The organism is Agaribacterium haliotis (genome assembly GCF_002312815.1).
Classification (GTDB): domain Bacteria; phylum Pseudomonadota; class Gammaproteobacteria; order Pseudomonadales; family Cellvibrionaceae; genus Agaribacterium; species Agaribacterium haliotis.
Genome location: NZ_NKQJ01000001.1, coordinates 537,409 through 550,015 on the forward strand (window position 1 = coordinate 537,409; position 12,607 = coordinate 550,015).

9 protein-coding genes are annotated in these 12,607 nt (G+C 54.8%); all 9 read left to right on the plus strand.

The genetic code is table 11. The features are described 5' to 3' along the window. Window positions 1-12: 12 nt before the first annotated feature. The 9 genes from CFK45_RS02405 (at window position 13) to CFK45_RS02445 (ending at window position 12,503) form a co-directional block, all read left to right on the plus strand. Window positions 13-1,743, plus strand: coding sequence for a tetratricopeptide repeat protein (locus CFK45_RS02405; protein ID WP_143247453.1), 1,731 nt, complete (start codon window positions 13-15; stop codon window positions 1,741-1,743). Next, window positions 1,743-4,580 (plus strand): tetratricopeptide repeat protein, encoded by a 2,838-nt coding sequence (locus tag CFK45_RS02410; protein WP_096084790.1) that lies wholly within the window; start codon window positions 1,743-1,745, stop codon window positions 4,578-4,580. Before CFK45_RS02405 ends, CFK45_RS02410 begins: the two co-directional genes overlap by 1 nt. Beyond that, window positions 4,561-5,322 (plus strand): tetratricopeptide repeat protein, encoded by a 762-nt coding sequence (locus CFK45_RS02415; RefSeq protein WP_143247454.1) that lies wholly within the window; start codon window positions 4,561-4,563, stop codon window positions 5,320-5,322. Before CFK45_RS02410 ends, CFK45_RS02415 begins: the two co-directional genes overlap by 20 nt. After that, on the plus strand, window positions 5,315-5,614 hold the full coding sequence (locus CFK45_RS02420) for a hypothetical protein (RefSeq protein ID WP_096084792.1): 300 nt from the start codon (window positions 5,315-5,317) through the stop codon (window positions 5,612-5,614). Before CFK45_RS02415 ends, CFK45_RS02420 begins: the two co-directional genes overlap by 8 nt. Before the next feature lie 38 nt (window positions 5,615-5,652). After that, on the plus strand, window positions 5,653-6,408 hold the full coding sequence (locus CFK45_RS02425; RefSeq protein ID WP_096084793.1) for a MotA/TolQ/ExbB proton channel family protein: 756 nt from the start codon (window positions 5,653-5,655) through the stop codon (window positions 6,406-6,408). Window positions 6,409-6,422: 14 nt separating this feature from the next. Further along, window positions 6,423-6,920 carry an ExbD/TolR family protein gene (locus CFK45_RS02430; RefSeq protein ID WP_096084794.1) on the plus strand — a complete coding sequence of 166 codons (498 nt, stop codon included), beginning with the start codon at window positions 6,423-6,425 and terminating at the stop codon, window positions 6,918-6,920. Next, complete coding sequence (locus CFK45_RS02435; RefSeq protein ID WP_096084795.1) at window positions 6,917-7,477, plus strand: ExbD/TolR family protein; 561 nt, start codon at window positions 6,917-6,919, stop codon at window positions 7,475-7,477. Before CFK45_RS02430 ends, CFK45_RS02435 begins: the two co-directional genes overlap by 4 nt. Continuing rightward, a complete protein-coding gene (locus tag CFK45_RS02440) occupies window positions 7,477-8,421 on the plus strand; it encodes an AgmX/PglI C-terminal domain-containing protein (protein WP_096084796.1) in 945 nt (314 codons plus the stop codon). Before CFK45_RS02435 ends, CFK45_RS02440 begins: the two co-directional genes overlap by 1 nt. A 272-nt stretch (window positions 8,422-8,693) precedes the next feature. Continuing rightward, on the plus strand, window positions 8,694-12,503 hold the full coding sequence (locus CFK45_RS02445; RefSeq protein ID WP_096084797.1) for a PKD domain-containing protein: 3,810 nt from the start codon (window positions 8,694-8,696) through the stop codon (window positions 12,501-12,503). Window positions 12,504-12,607 lie beyond the last annotated feature (104 nt).

Consider the following 12,607-nt stretch of genomic DNA (forward strand, 5'->3'; position numbering starts at 1 on the left):
CTGGAGCCCACCTTGCATCGTTATATCCGCTACACCGTTCTGAGCCTTAGCTGCTTACTCGCTTTGTCGCCACTGGCCCACGCCATTAGTAAAAAAGCTGAGAAAAAAAGAGAAGAATTACAGTACGGCACCGTTTTATATGAATTTTACCAGCGCGACTTTTTTAATGCGCTGGTGAACAACGCCTATGTTGAAACTCAGCAAAATCGCTTTGCTCTGGTCGATGACGGCCAATTATTAAAAGGCGGCATGCAGTTAAACTACGGTTTACCCGAAGCTGCGAAACAACTGTTTGAAGACACACTGCACAACAGTGATAAAACAACGGTCCGCAATGCCGCCTGGTATTACCTGGCGAAACTGTATTACGCAAAATCAAATAGCCCCGCCGCGAAAGAGGCACTCGATCATATTCGCGGAGCCATTCGCCACGATTTGCATATTGACTATCACTACCTGAGCTCACTAATCGGTAGTGATGGCAAACATACTCAGGCCAGCCGGGAAACACTCGACAAACTCAAAGGTGACCTGCCCGAATACCCATATTATTTATTTAACTTTGCTGTTAGAGCGCTCGAACAGGGTCGCACCGATGAGGCCCGGGCACTGATGAAAGAGGTACAAAGTTATGCCTACCTCGGCGAAGAATACGAAGTACTCGCCGACCGCAGCAAACACGGCTTAAGCATTATCGCCAGCAAAGAGGGCAACTTACTCGCCGCCTGGCAAGAGCTTTCCAGCATACGCACCACTGGGCTTTACTCAAACCGCGCTCTGCTTTCTTACGCCTGGACCGCAATCAAGCTGAAACAATATAAAGCCGCTATTCCGGCCCTGCAGATTCTCGACGAGCGCGCCATTGCGCTGCCGGAAGTGCAAGAAGCGAAAGTACTTTTAGCTCACCTCTACGAACAAGATCAGCTGCCTCGCAAAGCGCTTAAGCAAAACATTGTTGCTGAAAAAGAGTTTGATAAGGGCCTGGCCATGCTCGATGAAGCCGAACGCATCATCGATATGAAAGACGTGCCCAAAGAATTTATTGCCAACTTAAATAATGTTGTGCGCGAAACCGACTGGTATGGAGAACGCCCGGAAGTAGACTACCGCCAGCTTACGCCATTTTTGATCGACCTTCTGGCGGCCAACAATTTTAACGAAGCCCTGCGCGAGCTCGGCGACCTGTATTCAATTCGCGAAAACATCGAGTTTTGGCTGCTGCAACAAGACCAGCACCTGCTTATCCTCGACGAAGCTCAGCGCAAAACCTACGATGATGCGACCCGCGCCCATATTCAAAGCCGCGACCAGCTCGCCGCACAGCTGGCTCGCCTTGAAAAAGAACAGCGACTGTTATTGTTGTCGTTAGAACAGCAAGATCAGCAGCGCTTCGACAGTTTACTCGAATCGACCCGCGCAGAACTGCGCAAGAGCGACAATCGCCTCAACTTTATCAAAAGCATTGACGAGCCCTACCGACCACCGGCGAACCTCGCCCCCGACATAGAACAAAAGCGAGAACAGCTGCTGCAAAAACTCAGCGAAACAAATGAATTGGTCGAGCGCCTGGAAGTCATTGTGCGCGCCCAGGTCAAACACGAACTCGGCCGTCACCGTTCGCGCATGACCTATTACCAAGCCCAGGCGCGCCTGGCCAAAGCCAGACTCTACGACGCCACCTTGCAAGATTTAAACAAGGCCAAAAAACGAGTGCAAAAAAACGCACCCGGAGCTAAGAATTAATGAAGTACCGCCATCAACTTATTTATCTCAGTTTGCTCAGCCTCGGCCTCAGCGCCTGCGGCGGCAATACCAAAACTCTCGGCCAGCTTGAGTACGAGCCGGAGCAAGAGGAGAACGTCGAGTTTGAAAAGCTCAGCCACGAACAAGTGCGCCAGGAATACAAAGAGCTGCTCGATGTTTTTGAAGACGAGCAGCTCAAAGAAAATATCGAGCGTCGCATCGCCGACGTGTACATGATCGAAGGCACGCAAGAGCAAGCCAACTCGAATGAAGATTCAAGTTATTATGTCGATGCCATTAAGGCGTATCGCAACATACTTGAGCGCTACCCAAACAGCCCCGACAACGCCGAGGTGCTGTATCAACTCGCCAAAGCCTACGACATGGAAGGCGAGCAAGATGAAGCTCAAGCCATGCTCGAAGAACTGGTCAACTTACACCCGAGCTACGCCAACAACGCCGAAGCTTATTTCCGCCTCGGCGATATCTATTTTGGCCAGCAGCATTACAGCAAGGCTGCCAACGCCTACCAAGCGGTCACCGAGCTCGGCGATAGCAAGCTCAAGCTCAACGCGCACTACATGCTCGGTTGGGCCCAGTACAAACGCTCGCAGTTTCGCACCGCGGCAACGAGTTTTGCGTTTGTGCTCGACTCCCTGCTCGGCACCACCGACAACACCGATCAGCTCGACAAAAAGCAAGCTGCGGTTGCCGATGACGCCCTGCATTCACTGAGCCTTGCGATCGATAAAATTGGCGGTGCCGACGCCGTCGCCAGCCTCGATAAGCTCGATCAAAAACCCTATGCCTGGCTGATCTACGAAAAACTCGGCCAGTTTTATTTTGATAAAGAGCTCTACGAGCAAGCTGCGCACAGCTATCGCGCCTTTCTCACCGCCAACCCTATGCACGCGCGCGCACCGAGCTTTCATCAACAAATTATTCAAACCTATGTCGATGGTGGTTTTCCACGCCAGGCCCTTGAAGAAAAATATAAATTTGTCGACAGCTACGGCATCTATTCGCGCTATTACAAAAAACTCGGCGCCGACAACGCAACCCTGGCTAGGCTGAAAACCTACCTCGACGAACTGGCCCGCCACAACTACGCCGAAGGCCTGGCCTACGGCGAGGAAATCGACAGTTTAATCACCGGCAACGGCGATAAAGGCGAACTCGACAAACTTAAAAACAAACAAAAAAGCAGCTTTGCAAAAGCCGCCGAGTTTTACGGTCAATACCTCGCCAGCTTCCCGAACGACGAGCGCTACGACGAAATCACCTTCTTGCAAGCTGAAGCCTGGTTTATTGCCGGCAACTACGAAGCGGCCATCAAAGGCTATGAATTTGTCGCCTACAGCCCCAAGGGCAGCAGCGCAAAAGCGCACGCCGCCGACGCCGGCTACGCCGCCATTCTTGCCTATCAGAAACAAATCGACGGTTTAGCCCAGGCCAGCGACACGGCCAAACAATGGCAAGCCCAGGCCGTCGACTCCATGCTGCGCTTTGCCAAGTTTTACCACGCCGATCAGCGCTCACCGGGCGTGCTCACCAACGCGGCGGAATATATGTTTGGCTTAAATGAATACGAGCGCGCGATTGAAACCGGTGTCGCCCTGCTCGATGGCAACGACAAGCTCGACCCAGAGCTGAGCAAAACCGCACTCGGCATTGTTGCGCACTCCTGGTTCAAGCTTGAAGATTACGCGCAGGCTCAGAAGTATTATCAACAGCAGCGCGCACTCACGGCCGATGGCAGCGAAGAATACCGCGCAATCTCCGAGCGCCTGGCAAACAGCACTTACAAACTCTCCGAGGCCCAGCTCAGCGAAGACAAAGTCGACGAAGCCATCGAGCAACTGCTGAACATTAAAGTTTGGACGCCGGACTCACCGGTCCGGGTTGTCGCCCAGTACGACGCCGCCAGTTTAATGCTCGAGCACCAGCGCTGGCACGACGCCATTACCGAGCTGCAAGAGTTAAAAACCCTGTACCCGGAGCACGAACTTGCGCCTGAATTCCCGCGCAAGCTCGCCTACGCCTACCGCGCCGATGAGCAGTGGAGCGAGGCCTCAAACGCCTACCTTTGGCTCTATCAAAACGACGCCGATCCGGAAATTCGTCGCGAGGCGCTGTTCAGTGCCGCAGAAATGTTTGAGCAAAACAAAGACTACGAGGCTGCCATTGAGCACTTCCGCCGCTACGCCTACGCCTACGAACAACCCTTTGAAGTTCGTATGGAAGCGCGCTACAAGCTGGCCAGCATTTACGCGCAGACCGGCGACGTCGGTAAATCACAGTACTGGCTGCGCCGCATCGTCGACGGCGATCGCAAGGCGGGCAGCCAGCGCACCGAGCGCAGCCGCTGGCTCGGCGCCTGGGCCCATATGCAATACGGCGATTATTTTGCCGGCGAGTTTGAGCGCAGCCGCCTGCGCCAGCCTCTGCCTACCAGCCTTGCCAAAAAACAGAAATTTATGGGCGACGCCATTTCGCGCTATGAACAAAGTGCCGAACTCGGCTTTTTAGAATTTACCACCCAGAGCAGCTACAAAATTGCCGGCCTGTATAACGAGCTCGCCAGCGCACTGCACAACAGCCCGCGCCCGCAAGGTTTGAGCGCGACCGACTTGCAAACTTACAACCAGGTTATCGAGCAGCAGAGCGCCCCGCTTAAACAGCTTGCCGCCGAGCTCTATAGCGCCAACGTCGAGCGCGCCTGGCAAGGCCTGTACAACGAATGGATTCAAAAGAGCTTTGACGTGCTGCAAGAACTCAACCCCGACCGTTTTAACAAACAAGAGCGCCTGACAAACTATGGTGAAGAAATCCGTTAAAACCATGCTTGTCGCGCTCGCCGCGTCAAGCATGGTCGCCTGTACTAGCACGCCGACAAAACAAGCTGAGCTCGCAGCCAATGGCGAAACTGCGCAACTTAACTTGCTTGCCAGCGAGCAATTTATCCCGCAGATTCAATACGACAAGCAGAATCTGCCGCTGCCCTACGAAGCCGAGGCCAACCCTTATAGCCGCCAACAAGGGCGCATCGACAAACAAGCCATCGTGCAATTTATTGATGCCCAGCGCCAATTTGACGCAGGCAAACTCGATCTGGCTCTGAGCCAGGCTCAGGCTTTGACCGAAACTGAGCCCAAGCTCAGTGGCCCGTGGTTGATCATTGGCAATGTAGCCGCCGAGCGAGAACAGCTCGACAAAGCGCAACAGGCCTACAGCAGCGCCATCGATACTAACGCTAAAAATGTCAACGCCTATCTGCGCCTGGCCCTGACTCAGCGGCGCTCGGGTGAGTATTTACTCGCGCAGAACACCCTGGTGCGAGCCCTTGAGACCTGGCCGGACTTTCCCGAGGCGCACTTAAACATTGCCGTGCTCTACGACATCTATCTGAACCACCCGATCCGGGCTCAGCGTCACTACGAGGCCTACCAGTTTCTAAGCCATGGCAAAGACGCCGAGGCAAACAAGTGGCTGGCGGAAGTTCAGAGCCGTACCGGCCTGGCAAGCAAGTTGGAGGTGGGCATGGACCAGCGCCCCGAACTGGAGCTTGAAGATGAATAAAGTTCGCACTATTAGCACTTTTCTCATACTTTTTGCTCCACTTGTGAGCAGCGCCTCAGACGATGAGGCGGAGCATCTGTTAAAAATAGAATCTACGATTACTGGCGATAAAGAGCAGCCCGCCGTCAGTTATTTTGTGCCCTGGCAGGAAGTCGGAACCCCCGACAAACTGCAGTGGCAAATGGATGAAAAATACGACGACACGCTCAACAAAGCTGATCGAGACATCATGCTGCGTTCCACGCGTATTTACGAACAAATGAACATTGAAAAACCTCAGTCTCAAAACTGAGCGAGAAGTATTAGGTGATAACACCGGGAGCCCAAATCATGACCGACACTTACAGTCTGATCGTAAAATTCTTTCAAGATGGTGGATTTTTCCTCATCCCTATTGGTGTCGTTCTGGCGATCGGCATCGTTATTTGCATCGAGCGCTGGGTTTTCCTCGCCGCCGAAAAAATTCGCAACGCCAAAGCCTTTGAACAGTGGCTGCCCCTGCTGCGCACAACCGATCTCGAAAAGATGCTGCACTTCAGCCGCGAGAGCACCGCGCCGGTCAGCCGCATCCTCGGCTGCGGCCTCGACATGATGAAAGTCAGCGATCAGCGCGCCGACATCGAAAACGCAATGAGCGAGGGCATACTTGAAACCCTGCCGCGCCTCGAGCAGCGCACCGGCTACCTCGCCGTGCTGGCCAACGTCGCCACTCTGCTCGGCCTGCTCGGGACAATTATCGGCCTGATTGGCGCCTTTACCGCCGTTGCCAGCGCCGACCCCGCCGAAAAAAGCCGCATTCTTTCAGAGTCGATTTCAGTTGCGATGAACACCACCGCCTTTGGCCTGATCGCAGCCATCCCGCTGCTGGTTATGCACGCCATCCTCAAAAATAAAACTGCAAAAATTACCAACAGCCTGGAAATGGCCGCGGTTAAATTTCTGAACCTGATGACTGTGCACCGCATGATTCAGAGCAACAGCCCGCGCGTGCTTGGCGAGCCGCAGAGCTCCATCCCCCCGGAGCTTGAAAAAATTCGCGGCGAGCCTCTCAATCTCGGCGCCAACCAAGCTGAAGCTCCCGCGTAACTGAGGCTGCAGTCATGGCTTTAAAGAAACCCGTGCAAGCCACCGACGACGCTGAACTGGACGTGACCGCCTTTCTCAATTTGATGATCGTGCTGGTACCGGTGCTACTTCTCAGTATGAGCTTTGCCAATGTCACTGTGCTTGAGCTGCGCCTGCCCGAACTTACCGGCGGCCAGGCGGTCAGCACCACCGCCCAGAGCAAGCTCGAAGTTGAGGTCAAAAGCGAAGGTATCAACGTGTATTTTCCCGAGGGCCAACTGCTTCGCCAAGTCGACGCTTTACAGCAAGGCGATGAGCACAGTTACGACCTCGCGACCTTGTCGCTGGTGTTAAAGGCAGTGAAACAAGAGCACCCGGATAAAAAAGACGTTGTCGTCAAGCTGGCAAAAAACATCGACTACCAGAACATCGTTGAGATTATGGATGCCGTCAGCAGCTACCAAGATTTGGTTGTTGCCTCCGTTGTCGAGTTTGAGCTTTTTCCCGATATTTCGCTGGGGGATGCACAATGATTCAGAATAGTTTGCTGCTGAAGCGCCGCAAAGACGAGCTTGTCGCCAAACTCAGTTTGATTTCACTGATGGATATTTTCACCATCTTGGTGTTTTTCCTCATGCTCAACTCTGGTGAAACTCAAAACATTGAAACCGTTAAAGCGGTCGACCTGCCGAACTCATCGTCGGGCAAAAGCCCACACACAGACTTAACCGTCTATGTTAGCGAAGAACACATTATCTTCGACGAGCGAGAGATCGCGCAGGTAGCAGAGGTATTGGAAACACCTGAAGACCCGATTGAAGCCCTGCAAAGCGTGCTCAAAGCCCAGAAAGAGTTAATGGGTGAAGACGAGGTAAAACTGCAGGAAAAAATCGGTCACGCCATCACCATTCAGGCTGACAAAGACGTCGACTACGAGCTGCTCAAAGTGGTCATGGAAACCTGCCAGCTCGAGAATTTCCGCAATATCAGCCTCGCGGTCAACCGCGTGCAAGAGATACCGCTGGGCAGCCCTGAGAGCGCCGCAGCCAGCGTTGCAAGCATCAGTGTAACGACGGAGGGCGAAGGCTAATGAGCACCATCCCCATGCCCAACTCGCCCTATGAGCCGCTTGCGCTGGAGCTCGAGCTGCCCTGGGTGGCCGACCTTGAGCGCGAACAAAAGCTAAAGCGCAATATCAAACGCGCCAGCGCGGCGGTAATCGTATTTGTCAGCGTACTGCAGTTTTTACCCGTACTCACCGAGCCCGAGCAGGACGAGAGCGTTGTTCGCACGGTGCTGATGCTCGAGCCCGAGCCTCTGCCCGAACAAGCTGAGCCCGAACCGGAGCCCGCCCCGGTAGAAGCGCCTAAGCCTGTGCAAAAGCTCGCGACCACGAGCAAAGCTGCGCCGGCCGAAAAAAAACAGCAGAACCAAACCGTGGTTCAAGCTCAGGGCCTCGACACGCTTAGCAGCCAACTGGCCTCGCTCAGCTCCGCCGTCGACCTGCAGAAACTGCGCCGCAAAAATGTCAGTAGCTCGAGCAACGGCACCAAGGCACAAAGCGCCAGCTCTAAACTCGGCGCCGACAGTGTCACCCGCCGCAGCGGCGGTGTGGTTATCGACGACAAAAGCATGCGCAGCGACGCCGCACAACTGGCCTCTCACCAAGCCACTGAAGTTGATGGTCTCGACCTGAGTTCCGGCTTGGTCAGCACCAGCGACGCCTACGGTGAAATCCGCAGCGGTGTTAGAGATATGGAAAGTGTTCGGCGCGCATTAGAGGCCGCCAAGAGCCGAGTATATGCACGCTACCAGCGGGCCCTCAACGAGAACCCGGAACTGGCCGGCAAGTTTCGCTTTCAGCTCGTCATCGAGCCGAGCGGCCAAATCAGTTCACTGTCGCTCTTATCGAGCGAACTCGGCTTGAACAGCCTCGAGCGTGAAATTCTCGGGCAAATAAAGCAGGTCAGTTTTGGTGAAGAAGATGTCATCACCACTAAGGTAGAATACACTTTTGTGTTTTTACCAAGCTAATCAAACTGTTAAAATAACTTCCTAGAAAACACCTTAAAAAACGAACAAAATTTCGTCAACGGCGACAAAATCAAGGGGCTAATACCCCCTTTTTTTGCTTGCCACAAGCGCCTATACGGAAATGAGAAGAGCATCACAAAACTCTGAAAGCCGCGTGCCGCCTGTCGCTGCGCGGCGCGTAATGGAACTGAATCTCAGTAATTCGTCGTAGTTTCTGTCAAAATTCTCCCCCGTAATAGAACCCACTTAAGCATTAGTTCCTGGATCTGAACATGAATACGCAAACACGTCGCTTTCTGTCAGTTGTAAGCACGGCCGCTAGCCTGCAATTATTGGTCGCCTGTGGCGGCGCAGGCAGCACAGACAATCAAAACAACGGCCCCGATGCCAGCTTAAGTGGAGACATCACCGCAGATACCCCACTTGTTTATGTACAACGAGATCTCAGCGCCAACAGTAAAAGCAGCGCTGAATTCTTTAAAGCCAGTGTCGAGAGCGATCGCTTTGCACCTCAGGATTTAAATTCCCCGTACCGCCGCAAACCCGGTGCGAGCCTGCTGCTGCAAACCAGCATCGATGTCGACGCCAATATCAGCGATCTTCTCAACAACTACTTTGGCTCTGACGACTACGATGTCAAAGACCTGAATGTCAGCCACGACGGCTCGACCTTGATTTTTGCTGCCCACGGCCCAGCGGATAGCCAGAGCCACCACAGCTGGAATATCTACACTCTCGACTTTGTAAGCGGTGAAATCACACGTATTATCGAAGACGACAGCATCGCAAATGCCGGCCACGATACAGCGCCAAGCTTTGCCGCCAACGGCTTGATTGTATTCTCCTCAGATCGCGCCGCTGGCGACCCCGATAGTGAGATCGAGCGTTTTGTCGCAGAGAACGACCACTGCGTTAAAGTTGGCCCCTCTGAAAAGCCCTCGCTGCTGCACAAAATGCAAGCAGATGGCTCCGATATCGTGCAGCTGACCTACGGCAACAATCACGATTTAACGACCACGGCCCTGAAGGGCGGCGCCGTCGCTTTTGTGCGCTGGTCTCAGAGTTATGAACTGGTTGAAGAGTGCGGCAAGAGCTATTCTGCACCGTTTAGAAAAACCAGCGATTTGCAGCAGGCTTTCTCTGCCAGCTACCCTTCTGGGCTCGACAAGCCGGACGCCTGGAGCACCGAACAGCTTTGCAACTACAGCATTGATACCCCTGTCGGCGCAGCAATTGCGCGCAACCACTACACAGTTCTGCGTATCGACGCCGAAACCGGCAAGCTTGATCAGCTCTACGAGACTGTCAGTCTCAATGCCAGTGCAGAGGGTTTTCTCAGCATCGACAAACTTGTTCAGGCAGAGAACGGCCACCTATTAGGCTTGTTAAGCCACGGTTTTAGCTCTCCCCAAGGCGGCAATATTCTTGAGTTTCACGCCCCGGAACGCAGCCGTGATGACGGCCTGTTTGGCGAGCTCGCGCCGGAAGCATTTATTGACGCGGAGGTAAATCTCTATCCAGGCCAACTGAGTAACCCCGGCTGGTACAGCGCCGTCTGGCCCTATCGCGACGGCTCAAATCGCAGTGTCGTCAGCTGGTCGAGCTGTACGCTCAACGACGACGGCATCAGCAGCTTTTGTAATACCGGCGGCGATGCCAGCCAACTTGTCAGCAAGTACGGCCTGTGGGTATACGATGCCAACACCGACAGCCAGCTGCCCCTACTCGCAGCAAAAAACAATACGGTATATAGCGACTTAGCGATCAGCCGCCCCCACCTCGGCGCCGAATGGCCTTACGCCCCGGTCAAACACAATTATGTCGACAACGACGAAGGTGCGCGCTTGGTCTGCGACAACCCGAGTGTTGACCCTCAGCCGAGCCCAAGTGCCAGCCCGATGGCGAGCCCTCAGCCAACAAGTAGCCCTCAGCCAACGAGCAGCCCTGTGCCAACGAGCAGCCCGGTAGCCACATCTAGCCCAAGCCCGGTGCTCAGCCCGATGCCGAGCAGCACACCGCGCCCGATCACAAGCGCTAGCCCTGTCGTTGTGCCCAGCCCGAGCGTTAGCTCAGCGCCGAGCCCAGTACCATCGCCGGCAACAAGCACTATGCCAACACCAGTGCCGAGTGTTTTGCCCTCGCCTGTGATCAGCCCCATTGCCAGCCCAGAGCCAAGCGCGATACCGAGCCCAACGCCCAGCTACGAGCCAAGTGCCGCACCGAGTGCTTTACCCAGCGCTAGCCCTATAGCTAGCCCTGTACCGAGCTCAACGCCAAGTGCAGTGCCCAGCAGCATGCCTTCGACAAACCCCAGCCCTGCGGTAAGTCCAGTTGCGAGCCCGCTACCTAGCGCCAGCCCTGTGCCTAGCCTTAGCCCCAGCCCGGTTTCAAGCCCACTAGCAAGTGCTAGCCCAGTGCCGAGTCACAGCCCGAGCGCGAACCCGTCACCGAGTGCCAGCCCGGAAGCGAGCCCATCTGCTAGTCCAGAACCGAGCCCATCGCCAAGTGCCAGCCCGTCTGCCAGCCCTGTGCCAAGCCCAAGCCCTGTTGCGAGCCCATCGCCCAGCGCCAGCCCGGAGCCAAATCGCGCCCCCGTCGCGAACGCCGGCGCCGACCAAACGGCAGTACTTAATCAAAGTGTAAATCTAGATGGCAGCGCGAGCTCGGACGCCGATGGCGATACGCTGAGCTATCACTGGAGCGTGGTTAGCCGCCCAGCGGGCAGCAGCGCTCAGCTTAATAACAGCGGCGCAGTCAGCCCCAGCTTTGATATTGACGCCCCGGGCATCTATGTATTTAGCCTCGTCGTCAACGACGGCGAGCTCGATAGTGTTGCAGATGAAGTGCTGATTACCAGTGAAGATCCAAATCAGCGCCCGGTTGCCAACGCCGGCCCGGACCAAAGTGTCGCTCTGCACACTGAAGTTATGCTCGACGGCAGTGCGAGCAGCGACGCCGATGGCGATGCCTTGAGCTACAGCTGGCAGCTTGTCAGCCGCCCCGCAAGCAGCAGCGCCAACCTGCTCGATGCGCAGCTGGCCATGCCAACGCTGGCCATTGATGCCGCTGGAAGCTACGTGCTGCAGCTGATCGTCAGCGACGGCAAGCTCGATAGTGAAGCGGACCAAGTTGTATTAAGCACCCTTAACAGTCGCCCCGTTGCCGTTATTGACGATATCAACGACCAGATCAAATCGGAGAACACGGTGCAGCTAAACGGTGGCAACAGCTACGATGAAGATGGCGACGCATTGAGCTATCGCTGGAGCTTGCTGAGCAAGCCCCAGGGCTCCTCTGCGGCCCTTAACGACAGCAACAGCAACGCGCCGAGCTTAAGTCTTGGCACCGACGGCGACTATGTTGTTCAGCTGATTGTTAGCGACGGCAAAGTCGACAGTGTGCCAACAACCATCAGCTTTGAGGCCACCAGCGACCCGATTGCCTGTGATATCAGCGATGAAACACGCCGACTGCTGCCGGTGACTCTGCGCGACTTCAAAGCCAGCCACCCCGACTTTGAATACGCCATTGGCTCTGACCCCGGCATTGTTACCGAATACCTGGGCGCCGACGGCAAGCCGGTCTACGCTCACCCGGGCAGCTACACCGATACCACAACCGGCCAAGCCAACTTCGATCAGTGGTTTAACAACGTCAATCGCGTCAATATCCCCATTGAGCGCAACCTGACCTTAAAACGCCAACAGGGCTCCAGCATCTGGACTTATGAAGACAACGACTTTTTCCCTCTAGACAGCGAGGGTTGGGGCAACCAGGGTCAGAGCCACAACTTCTGGTTCACACTCGAAGCCCACCTGCAGTTCGACTATAACGGCGGCGAACAGTTTAGCTTTACCGGCGATGACGACCTCTGGGTCTACATCAATGGGCACCGTGTAATCGATCTGGGTGGTGTACACAGTGCTGAACACGCCAGCGTCGACATCGACGCGGTCGCCCATGAGCTCGGCCTGGTGATCGGCGAAACCTATAGCTTTGACTTATTCTTTGCTGAACGCCATACCACTCAAAGCCAGTTTAAGTTCCAGACCAGCATCAACCTGGAATGTGTAAAAAAATAAAATTTGAGAAAAACCATAGCAAATTCAAGGGCTCTTTTTAGAGCCCTTTTTTATGGCTGTATGAAGCTCACGATCTAGATTGCCCCGGCCCAATTCAATTCCTG